Origin of the sequence: Pseudobutyrivibrio sp. YE44 (genome assembly GCF_900104335.1) — a bacterium.
In the GTDB taxonomy this organism is placed as follows: domain Bacteria; phylum Bacillota; class Clostridia; order Lachnospirales; family Lachnospiraceae; genus Pseudobutyrivibrio.
This window is the reverse complement of sequence record NZ_FMXT01000008.1, coordinates 16,055-35,930: the sequence shown is the minus strand read 5'-3', so window position 1 is coordinate 35,930 and position 19,876 is coordinate 16,055. Positions and strand designations below refer to the sequence as shown.

The 19,876-nt window shown below is 35.7% G+C and carries 20 protein-coding genes and 1 pseudogene; all 21 read right to left on the bottom strand.

Annotated elements, in window-relative coordinates; genetic code table 11:
• Nucleotides 1-3: 3 nt before the first annotated feature.
• The 21 genes and pseudogenes from BLR54_RS11110 to BLR54_RS11010 all read right to left on the bottom strand — a co-directional run bounded on the left by BLR54_RS11110 (nucleotide 4) and on the right by BLR54_RS11010 (nucleotide 19,876).
• Nucleotides 4-2,337 (bottom strand): VirB4-like conjugal transfer ATPase, CD1110 family, encoded by a 2,334-nt coding sequence (locus tag BLR54_RS11110; protein ID WP_090421034.1) that lies wholly within the window; start codon nucleotides 2,335-2,337, stop codon nucleotides 4-6.
• Entirely contained in the window at nucleotides 2,328-2,690 is a 363-nt protein-coding gene (locus BLR54_RS11105) for a PrgI family protein (RefSeq protein ID WP_090421031.1), read from the bottom strand. Before BLR54_RS11105 ends, BLR54_RS11110 begins: the two co-directional genes overlap by 10 nt.
• A gap of 12 nt (nucleotides 2,691-2,702) precedes the next feature.
• Nucleotides 2,703-3,569 carry a VirB6/TrbL-like conjugal transfer protein, CD1112 family gene (locus tag BLR54_RS11100; protein ID WP_090421028.1) on the bottom strand — a complete coding sequence of 289 codons (867 nt, stop codon included), beginning with the start codon at nucleotides 3,567-3,569 and terminating at the stop codon, nucleotides 2,703-2,705.
• Nucleotides 3,570-3,633: 64 nt separating this feature from the next.
• Nucleotides 3,634-3,846, bottom strand: a complete 213-nt coding sequence (locus BLR54_RS11095; RefSeq protein ID WP_090421025.1) for a Maff2 family mobile element protein — start codon at nucleotides 3,844-3,846, stop codon at nucleotides 3,634-3,636.
• A 122-nt stretch (nucleotides 3,847-3,968) separates the two neighbouring features.
• A pseudogene (locus BLR54_RS11090) lies at nucleotides 3,969-5,543 on the bottom strand (VirD4-like conjugal transfer protein, CD1115 family); the annotation flags it as partial.
• 44 nt (nucleotides 5,544-5,587) lie between these two features.
• On the bottom strand, nucleotides 5,588-6,076 hold the full coding sequence (locus BLR54_RS11085; RefSeq protein ID WP_176761928.1) for a PcfB family protein: 489 nt from the start codon (nucleotides 6,074-6,076) through the stop codon (nucleotides 5,588-5,590).
• 1 nt (nucleotide 6,077) lies between these two features.
• The gene (locus BLR54_RS11080) at nucleotides 6,078-6,953 is read right to left on the bottom strand and encodes a DUF6017 domain-containing protein (protein ID WP_090421015.1); all 876 of its coding nucleotides are present in this window, start codon (nucleotides 6,951-6,953) and stop codon (nucleotides 6,078-6,080) included.
• Nucleotides 6,950-7,168 carry a hypothetical protein gene (locus BLR54_RS11075; protein ID WP_090421012.1) on the bottom strand — a complete coding sequence of 73 codons (219 nt, stop codon included), beginning with the start codon at nucleotides 7,166-7,168 and terminating at the stop codon, nucleotides 6,950-6,952. The genes BLR54_RS11080 and BLR54_RS11075 overlap by 4 nt, the downstream gene beginning before the upstream one ends.
• An 88-nt stretch (nucleotides 7,169-7,256) precedes the next feature.
• Nucleotides 7,257-8,324 carry a DUF5688 family protein gene (locus BLR54_RS11070; protein ID WP_090421009.1) on the bottom strand — a complete coding sequence of 356 codons (1,068 nt, stop codon included), beginning with the start codon at nucleotides 8,322-8,324 and terminating at the stop codon, nucleotides 7,257-7,259.
• Nucleotides 8,325-8,832: 508 nt separating this feature from the next.
• Nucleotides 8,833-9,510: a hypothetical protein gene (locus BLR54_RS11065; RefSeq protein ID WP_090421006.1), complete on the bottom strand. Its 678-nt coding sequence runs from the start codon at nucleotides 9,508-9,510 to the stop codon at nucleotides 8,833-8,835.
• 266 nt (nucleotides 9,511-9,776) lie between these two features.
• Entirely contained in the window at nucleotides 9,777-10,163 is a 387-nt protein-coding gene (locus tag BLR54_RS11060) for an SMI1/KNR4 family protein (RefSeq protein WP_090421004.1), read from the bottom strand.
• A gap of 2 nt (nucleotides 10,164-10,165) precedes the next feature.
• The gene (locus BLR54_RS11055) at nucleotides 10,166-11,416 is read right to left on the bottom strand and encodes an HNH/ENDO VII family nuclease (protein WP_090421000.1); all 1,251 of its coding nucleotides are present in this window, start codon (nucleotides 11,414-11,416) and stop codon (nucleotides 10,166-10,168) included.
• Between the two features lie 2 nt (nucleotides 11,417-11,418).
• Nucleotides 11,419-13,359 (bottom strand): hypothetical protein, encoded by a 1,941-nt coding sequence (locus BLR54_RS11050; RefSeq protein ID WP_090420997.1) that lies wholly within the window; start codon nucleotides 13,357-13,359, stop codon nucleotides 11,419-11,421.
• Nucleotides 13,360-13,380: 21 nt separating this feature from the next.
• A complete protein-coding gene (locus BLR54_RS11045) occupies nucleotides 13,381-14,196 on the bottom strand; it encodes a DUF3658 domain-containing protein (protein WP_176761927.1) in 816 nt (271 codons plus the stop codon).
• Between the two features lie 239 nt (nucleotides 14,197-14,435).
• On the bottom strand, nucleotides 14,436-15,869 hold the full coding sequence (locus BLR54_RS11040; protein WP_090420991.1) for a hypothetical protein: 1,434 nt from the start codon (nucleotides 15,867-15,869) through the stop codon (nucleotides 14,436-14,438).
• Nucleotides 15,866-16,975 carry a hypothetical protein gene (locus BLR54_RS11035; protein WP_090420988.1) on the bottom strand — a complete coding sequence of 370 codons (1,110 nt, stop codon included), beginning with the start codon at nucleotides 16,973-16,975 and terminating at the stop codon, nucleotides 15,866-15,868. The genes BLR54_RS11040 and BLR54_RS11035 overlap by 4 nt, the downstream gene beginning before the upstream one ends.
• 165 nt (nucleotides 16,976-17,140) lie before the next feature.
• Nucleotides 17,141-17,683, bottom strand: coding sequence for a hypothetical protein (locus tag BLR54_RS11030; RefSeq protein WP_090420985.1), 543 nt, complete (start codon nucleotides 17,681-17,683; stop codon nucleotides 17,141-17,143).
• A 4-nt stretch (nucleotides 17,684-17,687) separates the two neighbouring features.
• Entirely contained in the window at nucleotides 17,688-18,080 is a 393-nt protein-coding gene (locus tag BLR54_RS11025) for a hypothetical protein (protein ID WP_090420981.1), read from the bottom strand.
• Between the two features lie 4 nt (nucleotides 18,081-18,084).
• Nucleotides 18,085-18,522, bottom strand: coding sequence for a hypothetical protein (locus BLR54_RS11020; protein WP_090420979.1), 438 nt, complete (start codon nucleotides 18,520-18,522; stop codon nucleotides 18,085-18,087).
• 74 nt (nucleotides 18,523-18,596) lie between these two features.
• Nucleotides 18,597-19,463 (bottom strand): DUF6017 domain-containing protein, encoded by an 867-nt coding sequence (locus BLR54_RS11015; protein ID WP_090420976.1) that lies wholly within the window; start codon nucleotides 19,461-19,463, stop codon nucleotides 18,597-18,599.
• Between the two features lie 41 nt (nucleotides 19,464-19,504).
• Complete coding sequence (locus tag BLR54_RS11010; RefSeq protein WP_090420973.1) at nucleotides 19,505-19,876, bottom strand: replication initiator protein A; 372 nt, start codon at nucleotides 19,874-19,876, stop codon at nucleotides 19,505-19,507.

Genomic DNA, 19,876 nt, shown 5'->3' with positions numbered 1-19,876 from the left:
TCTCTACTCCTTCTTTTCTACAACTTCCTCTAGCTTTGTTGTCATGATGCGATAAAGCTCTGTATCTGTTGGAAATCTGTCTACAAATGGCAAAATTACATTTCCAAAAAATATAAGCCCTTCACCAGGTCCCGAATGTGTTACATACGAAAGCTGATGAGGGCTTATGTTTAATTGCTTTGCAAGTATTGCTCGATCTCCCACAGCCTGATTAAGCATGTAGATGAAATCAGAGTTTTCAAATATATTTTCAACCTCCTTTGATGCCAAAAGATCCTTTACGTTCTGAGTAATACCAGTTGGAATACCTCCCCATTTTCTGAATCTCTTCCAAATCTCTACGGTGTAAGCTGCTGTCTGTTCTTCTCTAAGTAGCAAATGCATTTCATCCATATAGTAACGAGTTGACTTACCAACTGCTCTGTTTTCCGTTACTCTTCCCCACACCTGATCTTGAACTACCAGCATTCCAATCTTCTTAAGCTGCTTGCCTAAGTCTTTAATGTCATAGCACACTAGACGGTTATTGAGTTCAACATTTGTGCGGTGGTTGAACACATTAAGAGAACCTGTAACATATATTTCCAAAGCCTGTGCCACATGCTCGGCCTCCTTTTCCTGCTGCGCTAAAAGTTCCTTGTACAAATCCTCTAACATAGGCATTTTCTCAGGTCTAGGGTCCTCAAAATATCTCTGATAAACCTTTCTGATACATCTATCAATTACAGTCTTTTCAACTGGCTTCAAACCTTCCTTTGAACCAACTATAAGCTCGCATAATGAAAGTATAAAATCAGCCTTGAGGGATACTGGGTTGTCATCATCAGAATAGTTCATATTTATGTCCATAGGATTGATGTACTGATCTGATGTCGGACTAATCTTTATTACCTGTCCATGGAATCGCTCTACCAAGTCTTTATACTCTGACTCAGGGTCTGAAATGATAATGTCATCGTTTGTTACTAGAAACGCATTAGCAATCTCTCGCTTTGCTGAGAATGATTTGCCCGCTCCAGGCGTTCCAAGAATTAGACCATTTGGATTCTTAAGTCTCTTTCTATCTACAAATATCAAGTTATTTGAAAGAGCATTAAGCCCATAATAAAGACTAGCTGCACTGTCCTGAAATAACTCCTGAGTTGTAAATGGCACAAATATCGCAGTAGAGCTTGTAGTCATACCACGTTGAATCTCAATGAGGTTGTTAGCTAATGGTAAGCAGCTCATCAATCCATCCTCCTGCTGAAAATCTAATCGTATCAGATTACAGTTGTGCTTCTGTGCAATAGATTTTGTCTGGAACACATTGTTTTCTAACTCTTCCTTCGTTGCTCCTGTGTTAAGAATGAGAAAGGTCAACAAAAACATTCTCTCATTCTGTGATTGTAGCTCTTTAAGAAGAGCTTTCGCATCTTTACCATATGTTGCAAGATCCGTTGGAATGATATCCATATCATACCCCGCTCTTACTGCCTTTTTCTGCTCCTCAATCTTACTTCTATCAAGCTCAGTAATTGTATGCTTGATAGTCTTAATAGCCTCATTCTGATCCACTGATTGAATATGCATTGTAACAATCTGGTTTGACTCTATGTCTAGCAAATCAGCCAGCATTCTATCACTAATATCTGACGCATCAATGGATAGAAAATTCATTGCACAATAAGTTTCTCCTATCTTGAATCGTCTTCCATTTTCAAAATGGAAACTGCTCGGTGCAATAAAATCTTTAGGAGAATTCCCCGCTTTTAAACACTTATCCCAATCGAAGTGAAATCTCTCATCACTTCCCATATGAAACATCTGATGCATAAGAGCTAAGCGCTCCTTTCCATCTAATGTCTTAGCCTGCACACCAAGCTGCTTAAAATTATTCAGTATATCCGTCTCAATATGTTGAAGTCTTGGCTTTGCTTCCTTGATAGACTTTGCATGAATCCCAAAACTTAAGTACTTTGTCTTTGTAAGGCCGTTATTTCCTGCCTCCATCTGATGAAGTAAAATGCCTGTATATTCATCTCTCACATCATCAAAACCATCTGTCTGATGCTTAATAGCAATTCTCTTCTGGAAGTTTGCTGCGTCTACCGATGTATTTAAAAAGCTGAGCTGAAAACTCACTGAACTGTCAAAGAAATTCAAAAAGCTACACCACTCAGAAAAAATCTCTGTCTTATCTTCTTGCTGTGCCAACTGATAGTTTATATCTGCAAACTCAATTGTCTTCGTATAGAAATCCTGATCCACTCTACATATTCCATCTCTAAACATTCTGTCAAATGGAATAGACTCCTGTGCTGATATATCCTTCTTTTTATTCGAAATTAGAAACATTCTTCCTCCTTCAGACGCTTAGCTTCCTTTGCTAGCGCCGCATAATAATTCTTCGTCTTATACTTTCTCTTCTTTGGTCTGACAATCTGGCTACTGATGAAATGCTCCATAATAACCTCTAGTGGCTGTCCATTCTTCTCATACATTGCCAAGAAGAAAAATGGCATCATAATTATCATCATTCCCATAACTGCTGTATTGACTGGCACCACTGTCTTCATCAAAAAGAACGATGGTACTCCAATCAATGCTGCTACTGAAAAACAAATCAATTGCCTTTTCGTCAGGTTGCAGACTATCTTACTTTTTACCCGTGTTAAATCTCTAGGTACACTTACATATGATGCTGCCATGTAATCACCTCCTTAATGTGCCTGTAGAATTGATTTAGATATGTCATCAGTCTTAAACAACGTGAATCCCAAAAGAACCGTGTATCCTACCACTGTCCAAAGTGAACCCACAATATCGTCTGTAAACACAACTGACTGAACCAGTACTGCATAAACTCCCACACAAACCATTATCAAGAATCCTTGAAATCCTAATGCAAATAAGCTTCTTACATAATTCTGTCCCATCAGGCTCTGCTCTTTGTTTCCAAAGGTTGCAAACGGGATTGGTGCCATACTCACCATCAAATAAATCTGAAGCATACGACCATTAACAATTACATAAATTAGTACTGCTAAAATGTTCATCAACATCTGCACTATGCTTGTCTGCAAATAGATTCCAGCAAGTTCTCCTACCTCTTTTTCTCTAAGGATTGCTCTGAAATGTAACATATCGTCTAGTGTTACAGCTGTTTCTTCTGTAATAATCGTGCTGCTTTGTTGCACCACATGATGAGCAACATCAAACACAGCCATCGTAAAATCAAATGTATGTGTTACAAGCATCACAGCAATATAGGTTTTGAATATCCACTTAAAGAATATCCAAGTATCAAAGTTTGCCAGGTTATTGTGTCCTATTACTAGCTGAATCAGTTCATAACAAGCTATGAATGTCAGAATTATTCCCGCAATAGGCATTATCACGTTCTCCGATAAATTCCTAACCAGAGCAAACACCGTAGGCATAAACTCTGACGGTGTCTTCCCAACATCAGTAGATATATTTCCTACCTGAGCATTTACTGAAACAAACGTGGAAGCCATGTTATACATGATTCCATCTATAAAGTAGTCTTTAAAATACTGAAGAAGCTCTTCCCATAAACTATCCATCCGTTCCTCCTTCCTCTAAAAATAAGGCCCCGGATTTCTCCGGAGCCCTTAGGTTTACCAGCTTCTAGAAAAGGCTTGCAAGCTGTGGAACGAGTGTAAGACCGATAACGCCTATACCAGCGCCTGCCATTAGCTGCTTCATTCCCTGTGACTTAGCTCCAGGGTTATCTCCACCGTAACCTTCCATAAGATTGATGCCTCCCCATACTGCTAGACCTGCTCCAATTGCTACTACAAGTGTCTGAAGTGTTCCGATTGCTGATGTAAAAAATCCCATAAATGTTATCCTCCTGAAAATTAAATGAATATTAAATAATGTTATTGGTTACTTTATTTGCAGGAGTTCGTCGACTAACTCCTGCTATATGCGCGCATACTAAAAGGCCCTCTAGCTAGTTGCTAAAGAGCCTTTTTCTCGGTTAAATCGATGAATTCATATTTTTCATCTGCTTTCAATATTAAGTTGTCTCGTTTTTTAAGATATTTCTCTATATCTAGCCAATTATTCTTGTCAAAATCTGCCGTTTGATAGAATTTAGGGTGGCTAGTATAATCGTATTTCTCCGAAAAGAACGGTCGCACCCCTCGAAGTCTTACAATACACTTATTTCCATCCATAACTGCCAATTCATCCATACTCATTAGCTCTTTTCCTAGCTTCTGGTAATTGGTACTGTAGGATGGATTATTGCCTCTTGCCTCTGATGTATTGTAATAATCAATTGTTTCCTTACCTAGCATTTCGCTAAGATCCTTAAGCGTTGTTTTTTCCGTTCCTCCCAGAAATATTTGGCTATCACAGTTACCGATAATCGTGTCAGCGTTATCCTTGTATATAGCCTTCAACTGCGACTGAGCTTGGAGTACCAACATTGCCGATATTTCTCTAGATCTTATGGTTGCCATAAGCTTTTCTAGATTCGGTATCTGTCCAATATTTGCCGCTTCATCAATTAAGCAGCGGACATGTACCGGCAATCTGCCCCCATAAACGTCATCTGCTTTCTCACATAGCAGATTGAAGAGCTGCGTATATATCATCGAAATTAAAAAGTTGAATGTATCGTCTGTATCCGACATGATTATGAATAACGCAGTCTTCTTATCTCCTATTGTATCTAGTTCAAGCTGGTCATACTTTGTAACATCTCTCACTTCCTTGATATCAAAAGGTGAAAGCCTTGCACCACATGAAATCAAGATACTTTTGCTCGTTTTACCGGCTGCCATCTTGAATTTTCGATATTGACGCACTGCAAAGTGGTCCGGCTCCCTTTCTGCAAGCTTTTCAAACATTAAATCTATTGGGTTTTTGAAGTTTTCATCATCCTCGCGAACCTCCATAGCATTCAAAAACTCCAGTAATGTATTGAAATTCTGCTCCTCCTCAGGTGCTTCATAATAGATATAACCTATAAGAGCCTGGTACAATAACTTCTCACTCTTCTCCCAAAAGGGATCTCCTTCTTTTCCTTCTCCCTTTGTATTGGCTATGAGAACATTTACAAGCTTTAAAATATCCGTTTCCTTGTGTATATAAGAAAACGGATTATATCTCATGCTTTTTTTGAAGTTAATGGTGTTGAAGATTCTGATATCATAGCCATTTTTCAATAGCGCTGATCCACATTCATTTACTATGGTTCCCTTTGGATCAGTTACAACATAGCTTGAATGCATCTGAAGCAAGTTTGGCTTTAGCACAAATCTTGTCTTTCCTGAACCAGATCCTCCAATCACTACAACATTCTTATTTCTTGCATATTTAGGATTTGTAAGCCTGCTTTCCATTGATAATAGCTCAGTCTTTGACAAGATTACATTTTTTTCAAACTCAGGATTTATAAAGGGTTCTATATCCTTCTTTTTCCCCCATCTGGCAGAACCATACTCAACCTTATGCTTGAAGTTCTTCCTGTTTTCAATCTTATCTATGATAGCCATACCGCCAAACAAGAGACCTACGGCTCCTAATCCGATAAGTAAGGTGGGGTTCTGAAGTAATGAATCTATATTTATCATCTAACCGCCTCCTTATGCCTTTCTACTACCTTCTTTCCAAGCTCTTTTGCTACCTCCTTGGCCTTATTTAGCTTATCAATAACACTAGCTTTAACATGTTGCCTATGTAGATACTTAGTAGTGTAAGCAGAAATAACCTTGTTGATTGCATCCTCATCTCTGGCCTTAAAAAAGACATTGTATACTGGAGGTTCTACACCTTTATCCTTGATAATTGCGTAATCAACACCAAATTTCTTTGCAATCTTATGAAAATCCCTAATTCCCTCCTGATCTAGGTCTACTCTTGTCACACCCTGTCCCTGGCCTATCAGTTCCTTAACAGATTGTCTACCATGCCTTGGTTCCTGTGGAAGATGTGCTTGTGCTCTTTTCTCATCAATATGATTCTTTATAGCCATTAAGATTCGTAGCATACCTCTTGCCGAAATCTCTGTGGTTCGTACCGCTAATCGTATAGATTTTTCTTCTACCTCCTGCTGCAAGCTATTCCTCCTTTCTCGCCAGGCTACCATTAGCCATATCATTATTCACCTTTGCCCTGTAATAGCTACTGATTGTCATTGGTGCATTATATAGGGTTGCAAGTAAATATGACTTTATACTATGCACCTGGGTTGTATTTTCCCTTAATCCATCAAGTACAAACTGTATGTGCTCTATAGTCAGTTTCATAAATGTAGCCTTTACCACTGCCGCTGGCTTTTCATCTCCTGAAATCCTGATAGTATCCCTAGTAGTGCAAACGGTATCTACAATCAGTGCGTAAATCTCATCTATAAGCTCTGCATCACCTTCATACTGCTCTTTAAGCCAATCAAGTTGTAGCTGATGCTTAAAATATGCCTCATAATCCCTTCTCTGCTCCTCTCGCTCAGAAAGAATGAAGTCAGTATCACTACAGTCTGTATAGTTAATATCAGTATTATTACTTCGTAGGTTTTTCGACTCTGGACTCGTACTGATGTCAGCTTCAGAGTCGTAAGCTGCCCTTGCCTGCTCTCGTATAAATTCCGAGTCCATAAAGTTTTTCACATAAATAATGATTGGCTTTCCTTGGCCTTGGCGTTTTCGCTCTATCAGCCCGATATTCTCTAACTCCACAAATAACTTTGTTGCTGTCTTATCTGATATGGAAAGAGCTGTCATAGCACTAGAAAGCGTATAAATGATATAGACTCTACCCTTTTCGTCATACCAGCCATTCTTCGCTGATAACGATACTCGATCAAGCAATAAACCATATAAGGTCCTAGCATCTCTGGATAGCTGCCTAAATCTTGAATCCGTATAGAACACCTTAGGTATTCGATAGAACACGAATTGCTCTGATTGTTCTCCATAAAAGTAATCAAAACTCATGCATTTCCTTTCTCTGGAGTGACTTCTTCCTTAGATGGCTCAACATCCTGACCGAGAATCTTCTTCATACATGGGAAGCAGAAAGCCTTTCCATAACCATATGGACAATGATTCTTACAGTTTGATGGCTGAGGAACTGGCATCTTTCCTCCAATAATTCTGCTTGGTACTCCTCCATTGCTACATAAAGCATTTGCGTTATATCGTGCTGACATAGTTTTTTCCTCCTAATTTTGGGCATAGAAAAAGCGCCAGACTACAGATTTCTCTGCAGCTGACGCTCTATTACTATTTATTACTGTTCTAAATTACTGGCTCTGTTTTCTTCACAGCCTTTTCAATTTCATCCTTCACTGGCTTTGGTGCTTTTGCTAATTCATCTCGCTTTGCCTTTAAATCGCCTAAAACAGACGGCTTCTCCTTTGCCTTTGATTCCTTGATAGCTTGTCTCTTTTCAAACTTCTCAGCCATCTCAAATACCTTATCCTGTGAATCGTAGTGGTAAAGCTTCTCTGAAAGGACATCCTCAGGCTTAAGCTCTGTTGAATTAACCATGTGAATCATCTCTTCCATGTTTTTAATGTCCATTTCTGGCAAATCTGGCACCATAATGACCTCATGAACACTGCACGGAATCACATAGAAGTCACCGCCCATTGTATCAGCAACTTCCTCCATAAAGCCTGGATAAGCAATAACTCCTGCTCCGTTCATCTTATCATCCACAGTTGCCACATAAAGCTTGCTCTCTGGACCCTCAGGATCCATAAACTCAGCCATTTCTGGACCAACCATAGATACCAGTGTATCGCGTAGTGTGCTAAGTTCTGCTGGTCGAATCTTAGGTGAATTCTCAACTGCATCCTCGTGTAGCTGCTCAGGTGTAATTCCAAATTGCTGTACAAGATTGTTGGTTACAAGCACTGTACTTGTTCCATCCTCCGTCTTATCAAGGATTAGTCGATATACAATCGCCATGTCCTCAATAAGTTTGTGAGGAATTTTCTGAAGCAGGTTCTCATTCTTGTTTGCTGGAATCAACTGAATTGCCAGCTTATCCTTCACATTATCATATTCTGTAATAGCCTTAGTATCGTAGCTTGGCATGTTGTCAATGGCCCTTTCAAAAGTGTTAGCAGCCTTATTAAGTGCCGCCTCATAATCACCTGTTACCTTGTAATGATCAAACATTGAATCTACCTTAAGGCTAGCACCAACTGTACTGCCTTCCGGTGTAACCACCATTGATTCATATGTCTGATTGACCTTATCAGTGATTTCAAACTTTATATTCACATCACCGTATCCCTTTGCCTCAAGCATGTTCCCCACATCCTCAGCAATCTTCTCTTTAAACTGTTCGTATTCCAATACGCTTACCTCTCTTTCTTATGCTTGTTTTAGGTTTGGGTCGTCACCCTTTACCTACTTACTGGCATCAAAAAAGCGTCTGCCTGCAATCACTTAATGATTACAAACCGACGCTTATGTTCGATGCTTTATTCTTTTGCAAAAGAAAAGGACTCGCGAGGAGCTTTTGTATCGCTCTCTCGTTTGTCCATGATAAATATAACATGACTTGAAACAGAATAAAATATACAGTTGGTATGTCTTTGGTATGCGTTTGGTATGCCAAAAGTATATCGTTGGTATGTTTTCATGAATCTCTCCACTTTCACTAGCCTTTTAATGGTCAGCTTCAATTGCTATTATAAAATTATCCAATATGTCCGAGGGCACCTTACCACTGGCAACAAGGCCCTTTACAGCAGTTGACTACATAACTCCAGAAATACAGATGAAAGACGATTTATCATTTGATTAAAACTAAAAAGTAAATAATAAGGGCTAGCACAAATGCGCCAGCCCAGTTTATGTTCTATTTTGCCTTTCTACCTTCTGCCTTACCATTTTCAACATAATGCTTTATCAAAGCACTACCATCTGTGCCTATTGCTAGTTGAAGGTCTGGATTACTATCATAGTAAACTTGTGGATCAAACTCTGCTGCATAATCTACGCCATTGAAAATAGTTGTTGGATTCTGAACCTTTCCAGGTGTTGAATCTGCTAAAATCGCATTTTTCATAGCTGCTGCTAGTGTAGCCTGCTGTGTAGCTGTTAAATGTCGTGAAGTACGAATAACACATGTTCCAAGAACCTCATGTGATCCTGGGTCAAGAAATCCCTGTCCATCAAAACAAGCTAAATAATCATTTCTATTTTTTGCTTCTTTGACTGTATTATAAACCTCTACTACTCCACCACCATCGGTTCTTCCATAATCACCTTCATAGTAATCTGTTATCTGTGAATCTCTAAAGTAAACATATTCCTGATAGCCACCTGGTTTATGGAGCTTATTATTCGGATCAGTCTCTTCTGTTGCTGCAGAAACATCAGATGCCGTTGGTATGGTGCTTAACCTTTCAATCAAAAACGCAGCGTTTGGTTTAACTGCATTATTTGTGTTTTCCGCACTGACTGGCATACATAAAGTTAAGATAAATGCCACAGAAACAACAGTTGATAAGATTGTTTTAAATAACTTACCCATAATACAATCCCTCCTTGCATGACCATAGCATTATTCAACCTTGTTACCGAATGATACTCGCAAATTGTGAAAAGAATTTGACAATACAACCCTTTTTATAATTTGGAGGCCATACTGTGCTCATACGTTATAGCTCCAATAGGTCTTTCAATCAAAGGTAGCTTCGTTTTATCACTATTATGAACCATAATGCTTAATTTCTTAATCTTAGTTTCTTTCCTATTTTCTTCATATTTGCTATCTATACAATAACTGTCTGTGTACCACTATACTTTGATTTGAATATATTCCGCTAAGGAATTAGCTATTTTTTTTCCTGGTGTTTTTCCTATAGTTTGATATATCACTCCTTCTGTATCCTGCCAAATAAGCACCTTATCTATAGCTATATCCTCTACTACATACCTTGAATCTTCGATATTTTTGTTTCTGTTCTTTTTTGAAAGATATACAACATCAAGCCTCTCATCTGTAGTTATACCTGTGATTTCATGCGCATTAGCAGTTGCTATTCCTGCCTTCACTAAATATTCCCTATATTCATTTGAAAAACTTAATTGCAATTCTCTCTCAGCCTGTTTTATCTCCTCAATACTTACTGGTTTACCAATTGCAAAATCATCATATTTTTGCATAACCTCTAATAATCCCATATTTATAGTCCTCCGCTTTCCATAATGATAGCCATTGTTTTCCAGAATTGTTCTCTAGTCACACTAAATGCAACTCTATCTATTTGAGAAACCTCAACAAATCCATGCAAAACCGAACTATCATGTTCCACAGACGTCAATACTGCTAATGTGGCGTCTGCACCTTGGCCTATATGATGCAGTTCATAACTTTTCCCTGTTTTATCCAAAGCAGCAAGACCTAATTTCATTCTTTCAAGATTTGTTCTTCCCCATGTATCAACAGTTGTTAAATCTATATCTCTTACTAAAGCTATTTGCCCATTTACCATTTCAGCTTCCAAACCAGCAGCTTTAAATACTTCGTATTCTTCCATTGAATGGAACTGCGCTATCACACTCGCTGGATATCCTGATTCCATTTGTATAGCAGCAGCCTCCTGAATAGGAATACTCAATTCAACACCCTCTAGAGCTTTCATTGCAGCTGCATACTTTGCAGTCCCCACAGCTCCTCCTGATATGGTTCCTAAAATTGCTCCCCACTTAAATTGCTCACTACTCTCTAGTGCTGCGGATTTTAACGCTTTATCAATATCTCCTGTCTGTAAATGCGTAGTAATACCTGCCGCTAGTCCACCTATGCCTGCAGATGACAATGCCATTATGGTTCCCGTCTTTGCTGACATTGCAAAAACCATACTTACTGCAGGTAAACCAGCGCCACCTGTTACTACCGACACTGTAACACACAGTAAGATTACCCCTGAACCTATGGCAACATTTTTAATTATCTGTTCATATGTATCATCATATTTCTCAAATGCAGTTACTATTGTTTTACCTTCATCATTAGTAGTAAATACATATTTAGAATCCTTATATACAGCTTCGATATCCTCTAATGTATATCCAAAAAAGATATTAGCCTGAGAATTGTAAGCAGTTTCCTCAAGGTATTCTTTGGAAACAAAAATAGCATTTACATTCTCAACATAGTACCCTGTATCATTTAATTCATTAACTAGATTTGAATATACATCATCCTCTATGTATCTTATTAATTCCTCATCATCCAAATTTTCAAAATTCGGCTCATATTGAAATTCTTCTGGATTACCTATTTCATCTTCAGGAATCTCTTCTTTTCCTGTATCTGTCAACTCAATATCAGTGCTTTCTTTTGAGGAACTCTCTGTCACCATTTCAGACTGACTACATCCGCACAAAACCAGGGCTAATGATAAGCATATTGCCAATAATCTCTTTGCCATCACTATTCCTCCTCATTTTCTATATCACTGGTTTCCTCAGCGACTTTTTTTTCATCGAATTTCTCTTTGTTTAGGAACCTTTGTTTATAAATTACTACTATCCAACCTAAAACAAACAATACTATAAAAATCGGTACAATAGGCCTTTTTGTATCGTCTTGTTTTTCCAACTCTTCTTCACTTGGTTCTGGCTTTTCAACCGCTATTATGCTTTCTGAGATTTCGTCTTCTGATGTGTTATCTTCCGTCTTACTATCAATATCTTCTACCTGTTGTTCTTCCTCCAATTCATCGATATTATCTTCTACTTTTTGTCCTTTTTTTGTTACTATACTTCCATCATCTTCGACAACGTACCCTTGAGCTAACAAATTATTTATTTCCGCCACAGTTATATTATTTTTTGATAGTGCCTTTATTATCGGAGAATCTCCTACATATATAACTTTCTCTGTTTTTTGGTCATCATCATAATCATGTTTTACGCTAATTATGTATACTCCTTCTTCACTATATTCTTTTCCATCATTAGCAGCTCTATTTCGTCTAGTATCCTCTGAATATGATGTACCATTGTATTTAATTATTTTTTGTTCAACGTCTACTTTAAGATATTTCGAATTAGCATAATCAAGTTTAAAACCGTTCTTTGTAATATCATGATCATATAATTCATTCTGTGTTCCCAAATCTCGAGCAAATATCATGCAATTACTATTTCTGATTTTAAAATTAAATGCCAAAGTATAACTCTCTATAGAATCTATAGCAAATGAATCTATTACTTGATAATCTAACACTACAACATAATCACCTTCCTCAAATAAGCGCACTTTAGTGTCTGCTCCAGTACGAGTGTTAGCTTCCAAGAAGTTTTTAAATAATATAGGTTTATGAGCTTCATTCGTATCATCTGTTTGTTGTATTATCAGAGCACCTCTACCAAATTCTGTTGGCTCAATACTCTTAAATAAAGTATCATAACCTTTTTTATCATTATTAATTGTTAAATATTCATCTCCGTTAAGCTTGTTAATATCTTGATTTAAAGAAAACCATAATGTAACTTGGTCACCTGTATTTTTTAATATAATTAAATTACCATCTTCATCTTCGATATTATCTGTATATCCATTAATAGTGAATTGGCCTAAATCCCATCCATAATGTAAATCCTCTGGATATGGTTCTTCTTCGATGGAATACCCACTTTTGTTTTCTACCTTCACTCTATATATTTCATCTTGAAATACTTTTTTCTTTGATGTATCTGGTGTATCTGTTGTTCCTTTATTCTTATCTTCAATATAAAATTTATACACCTCTGCCCATCTAAATACTTCATAATCAGATGTATCAAAAAACAAGAACTTGCTATTCTCTATAAGTTTTTCTGTTTTATAAGCAACAATTACTCTAAAGAAACATCCATTTGTTTGTTGAACATAATTGCTCTCATAAATTGGGCTACTAAGTTGTCCCTTGTTCTCTCCCAAAATATCATTTATTGATTTGTCCACTATCCAATGAGAGCCATCCATCGATGTCTGGACAATAATAACGCCTTTTTTCATCTTTTCGTCTAATTCTGCATTAGAGATTTTCTTTGCATCATCTTCCACAACACCAAGTTTTGTATTTATTTTATAATTTATACTTACCTTTTCTTTGGCAACTTCAAATGCCTGAAATCCATTAACATCACTAATTTTCGATATTTGGCCATCTAAAGATATTTGACCGAATTGAGTTTCCCCAGCTATATTCTGCTTAATTTCCGCATCTGAAATTACATAATTACAGTCTTCATTAAATCGATATTGAATACCATTAATGGTTTCGTTTTTTGCAAGAACAATATCTTGTCTTGTAATAAAAGCAGTAATAATTATTGTAAAAACTATCATCATATTCAGTAAGAATTTTACTGTCCCCTGTTTCATATATCCCCTCTCCTTTGACTTCTATGCTTTCTTCAATAATCTTTCATTTTGATTATATGCATCTTCTACAATAACTATCTCTCCCTGTGATATTAGATAATCAATTCTCCTCATATACCAAATATTACTTATAGGAATTGGAGCACTAAAAAATATATTAGATATCAAAGTTTTTTGCTTTATCTCATCATTTGGAAGATGCTTTCGAATGATGAAATCATAAAAGTCCTCATTCACACTAATAACTTCACTACCCAAAAGCACCCTAAGTAAAGAATTCTCTTTAATAAGTTCTTCCCATCTCCTAGCATGTATTGAAATTTCAGTCTCTGTGAGTTTCACTGAATTCTTTATATTATTTACTAAATCTTTTCTTTCTAATTGCTCCCATCGTTTTATTATTTGCCGTCCTCTCACAATATCTGGACATTTCAATATATACACATTAATATTTTTACATTCCAAATAATTACATAACCATAGAAATCCACAGTATGATTCAGCGGTTTCACTTACCCAAATTCTTACATTTTTCTCGACTGGGAGATATTTATTAAATAAATCCCATTGATTTAGAATACCTCGTCTTGACCAGCAATCATCTTCATCCAATGGTTCTTCTATATCTTCTTCCGAAAAATGTTCGTATGAATAGAATTCTTTTGGGAAATTGGTCCTATAATCACTTGTAATATCTTCATCAATGAACCCTTTGTCTAGCATTAATTCTAGTTGTATTATTCCCGTTTCTTGTTCCTTCCCGTTAAACAATCCATTATAGGCCGCAGCAGCTTTTATTAAACCCACTATAGAGGGAGTAAAACCTACTTCAATCATACTTGTTCTCCTGCTTATCGTTATAAACATCGTTGTTTTATATTTTTCTATTTACAAAGTAACATATATTAAGTCCTAAAAACCGTACTTCATAATTTTTATCACTCCATATTTTTGAAAAATGTATATTAATCGCACTTTATAATCCCATATCTAATCGGATTCTATCATAGAGATTTTATGATATTGTGTTTAAAAAAAGAGTTGGCATTACCTGCCAACTCTCGTTAGATAATTCTTTATTCAAGCATCCAATTATACTCACTGTCACTATTATTAATTAAATCAATAAAAGATTTTTCAATAAACTCTTCCTTAATCTTTTTACGATATTTGTCATCTTCTATTATTAACTTTATAGTTTCTATAGCACCTCCAATATCTAAAGAACATAATTTCTTTGTTATCACTACATAAGCAAAGTTTGATGATGTTGAAATTGTATTTGCTATTGAAAGAATTCTTTTCGCTTTTACGATATATAGTTCTATAGGCCCATCATCCGCCTCCTCATACATCATCATATATATAGAATAGACTATTTGGTTGATTAGAAAACTTAAAATATATTGAATTGCTATAATTGACACATCTTTTTTTATAACATTTAATATTTTATCTATATATTTTTTTATTTCTTCAGAATTCCAGCCTTTTTCTATTAGTTCTTGCGCTTCATCTGCTGATTTTATAGCGAAACTGAGTGGTAACCCAGTTTTACAATATTTATCACTCATTAAATGTAATCCCTGACGAATAGTTGCCGCACCAATTCTTTTAGGATTATCTTTAGTGCTATTGATACATGTCATAATAAATGAAATCCAATTTGTTTTTTTATCTATTATATTCTCTGACGAAACCCAATATACAGGGTAGTTTGGTAAATTATATGATATTGTGCCTGACAATATATTCATCGTTCCAAAAATCCAGCCCAACACAGGATCATGCCCCATTGTATATGCGTGGTGATTTTTTCCATATAGAGCCACTGGAACTTTACAAGATGTTTTCGTTTTCATCGCATCATATGGAACAGGTTTAAGAAGAATATCCTTTATACTTCTATATTTACTCTTGTCATTTTCACATAAGGATAAATATGATTCCCTCTTTGTTTCCAATTCACGAATCTTTTTACTAACGCTTTTATTCTCTGATAAAAACTTAATTACTTTATTTAACTCATTTTGTCTCTTCTTATTGTCCTCTATTTTTTTTAGAAGTTTTTGTCGTTCTGTCTCATCAGTACAATTATTTAATTGCTCCACGGCTTTTTTATAATTTTGCTTTACCCGCTCCAGTGTTTTTTTATAGCCTTCTATATCTTTTCCATCTGTATCAATTGCTCCCATTTCCGCACTATTAAGACGTTTATCACTATTTTCAGGAGAGTACTTAAAATCAAAAGATAATGGCATTATCGCCTGAAGCATAATCCATTTAACGCATAATAATCCTGATGCTACAAAAATAAAATTTAGATCCTTTCCCTTTAATTCTACTTTTCGTTCAAATTCCTCATCTAAATCTGTAATAATGCTTCGAGAGTTTTCTGTAATTTTTCTAACCCTATCCGTTTCATTTATTGTCGACTCAAACTGAGCTGTTGTTTCCAGAAACTCACTATTCAATTTCTTTCTTCTTGCTTTTAGTTCCTCAATATTCATGAGCTAACTCTTTCCTCATTATCCTTTTCCAATTTTTCGTATAATAATCTTATGTCACTTAAATTATCTCCAATAATCCCCTCTAAATAGTCAATGTATTTTTCATACCCATCCATTATTTCTTGATTTTCTTTATTAGTGTTAATATATTTTTCTTTTGTTAGCTTCATTTCTTCAAGTAAGGATGAATATTTCTTCTCGTAAGCATCTGAAGCAACTATATATCCCTGTTTTACACCTGATGCGAATCCTTTTGATTGGTCACTCACCCATCTATAATAAAAATTAGCAACTGTAGCCCATCCAACTGCCTCTGTCAATCCGCCTGCCGTTACTGCATTTATACCATTACCTAACAACGGAATTTTTCCCCAAAAAAACTGAGATACTCTTTTTCCCGCAAATGTTGCTGCATAATTCAATACAATGCTTTTTGCAGCTGCCTCTGTAATATCCAAATCAAAAATCTGTGCCAGTTTTAGGACCATAGGTACTTGTACTGTTGTAATTAAAACACTATCTGCCACAACTGATGCGGCTGTTATTGCACCTATTCCTCCACAGGCTATAGATGCACTATGTATCACATTTTTACACTTTTTAGCCATTTCAGGTGGTATATCTAATTTTTTAACATCTCCAGACACCTTTAATGTATTTGATTCATAATCTTTGTCGATATCACAAATTTTCGTTAATATATCAAGAAATACGTGACCATTTAGACATGCAGCTAAATATGTAATTTCTTTGGTATCATCTTTTAACTTATACTCTATATGCAATTCTTCTTTTTTTTCATAATATCTAATGATGTCTTTATAATTAATGTAATATCTATCAAATAAATCTTTAAAGTACAAACCATCTTCCATAAAGACTATTCCTTCTTTATAACAATGAGTTAATGTCGTATCTATATAGGCTATAAATGAGGTTGTAGACATTGCACTATCGAAATTCTTAACTATTTTTGCCATTCCTTTTTCTGTGATTGAATCAACAAAATAGAATCTTAATGAATCTGTATATTTATCAATCATGAATTTATTATCTTTTATAATCTGTGCTATCTTTTCCTGTTTTTCATTTACATAATTTGCCATATAATTCTCCTTTTATATGCGCAACTATCAATTTACTCTAATAGAAAAATAACATATAAACGTGTATAAATTATGCTATCCACATATATATTTCTTTTGAAATTCTTGTCTACAAAAAAGACACCTCCTAATCAGAGATGTCATCATTTCTTTTGCTATCATAATTTATATTGTAATCCAACCTTTTTTGATTTCTATTTTTCCTATATTCCAAACATGTTTCTTTATATTTAAAATCTTCTTTTCATGAAACTTATTATTTTCATCATAGTATCCTATTCTTAGTTCATCTATTTCCTCCCCCTCACACTCCTCCTTTCTAAGCATGTACATCAAATCATACTTTGTCACACTCTTTTCTGGTACAACAAAAGAATATAATTCTCTATTTCCATATACATATTTATTTGATTTTTGTATTTGCACAAATTCTGCTACACGTCTTGCATTATAATATGCATATATATTTAGATTTCTTACTATTTCAGCTATACCTCTTGAATTAGTAAATTCAACCCACATTGGTAAATTCATTACTAGGCCATCACAATTAATAACTTCAGGATATTCTTCTGTATCTTTACTAGCAACAAACTTTACGTTAATACAAAGTTTTCCAGCTATTTGTAAATATCTTTCCACTACTCTAAAAAGAAATGGCAATGTTGCACCTATAACAACACCGATTAACCCTAAATAAGCCTCCACAATATTATTCCTCCCTACTATATCCTGCTATATTTAATAAACCCGTTATTATTATTCCGATGATAATATATAACACCTGCGTCTTCATAGCCAACTCTTTATTTGCATCATACACGAACACACTAACTACAAAACAAGAGAAGATTCCAAATATCACTCTAGCCACCTTGAAATTCAACTGAAGTACAACTGCCACTAATATAATTAATCCATATATCCCCCAGCACAATCCAGTACTATAGCCTGCATTACAAAGCATTATAAAGGGAATGAAACCTGCCATAATTCCATTCACAATATAAAAATGCCCTAGTAGGAATAGCACTATGGACACTGCAAACAAAAATAAAGTTCCAAAGATGCCTATAGCCCCAACTGCCATCTTACCATTATCCATAGTACTAACCCTCCTTTTTTAAATCAGCTAACTTCTTAGCGTACACTGCTGCACGAGACAGTGTTCTTGCCTTCTGAGTTCCATCCTGCTCAATTACAACAGAACGATTTATATCCTTTATTGCCCCTTGCTTTACTGCTTCATTAAACATCTTGCCCAATCTAGCTTTTACCTGAGCTGGTGACTCCTTCGCCTGCATTTCCACTAATACTTCATCTAATCCCTTGAAGGTAGGAAGGTCTGACAGTATAAAATCACCCTGCATACTCTCAGCTTCCTGCTTAAGACAATCAAGGGCCATAACATAATCAAAACCTCTCTCCCCATACTTTTCTTCAAGCAAGCTATAGACCATATGATTTACAGTTAATCCTCTACTCTCTGCATCTGCCTGTAGCTTATCATATATTTCTTGGCTTATTGAAAGATTTACTCTTGGCATATAATACCTCCCTATGAGTGTTGTGCAACTATGTTAATTCGTATTATATGAGTGTTGTGCAAATCTGTCAACACTCAACCCACAGCCATATCATGATTAACCTCAGCTCTGTAATATGCATTGATAGTGCTAGGAGCATTGAACAAAGTTGCCAGCATATACTTCTTGATATTTTTCACCTTGCTGGTGCTCTGCTGCATACAAGTAATCACGTATCTCACATGCTCTATACTGAGCCTCTTAAACTTTCGCTTTACTAAATCCATTGGATATCTACTGCTTGCTATCACTACAGACTGCTCCTGACAAAGTAATGTTTCAAGTATCAGCTCATAGATTTCTTCTATCAAATCCTGATCATACGGCATATCATGCTTTAGCGCCTCTACTCCCAGTTGCTCCCTTACCTCCTGTTCTAATCTCACCATATCTTCATCGATAGGATTAGATTCTAAATCCCTTATATTCTCTTTATATTTATTCTTATTAGGGTTTACTTCTGAAACCTCTAGAGGTTTAAAATCAGAACCTCTTGAAGTTTCATTTTCAAACTCCTTGAGGTTTGATTTGTAAACTTCTGACATAAAACTTTTTACGTATATAACCTGTGATTTTCCTTGTCCCTGAACTTTTCTTTCTATTAATCCCACGCCTGTTTCATCATCTAATTCAGCAAAAAGCTTTATAGCTTTATTCTTTCCTATACGCAAAAGTTCCATTGCATCCTTTATCCCAAAGCGAATATATACTCTGTTTTCCTCGTCATACCAGCCATTCTTTGCCGATAAGGAGACTCTTTCAAGCATCATGCCATATAGTAGCTTTGCATCATTACTTATATCCTTGAAATAATCATCTGTAATTAATAGCTTCGGAATCTTATAAAATGTGTATGTGTCTGATTCTGTTCCATAGAAATACTTAAATTGTATCTCGCTCATTTCATTCTCCCTTCTGTTTCTGAGGTTCAAATTTTGAACCTCTAAAACAAATTCACCACCTTCTGTTCCACCATAAAATCCTTAACATAAATATAATCAGGCTGCTTCTGGCCCCTATGCTTTTTAGCTATAAGGCCAATATCTTCTAATTCCTGTAAGCATTTAATTGCCTTACCCTTAGAAACTCTCATATCCTCCTGTATCTTACTAATTGGATATATTATGAAAACTCTATTCTTATCATCAACCCATCGGTGCTTAGGAGATTCGCTCATCATATCCAATAACATTCCATACAGTACTTTCGCTTCCATCGATAAAGGCTCAAAAATATCCTCAGTCATCATTATTTTTGGAATTCTTATAAATGCATATTGATCTGCTTGATGCTTAAAAAAGTAATTAATTGCCAT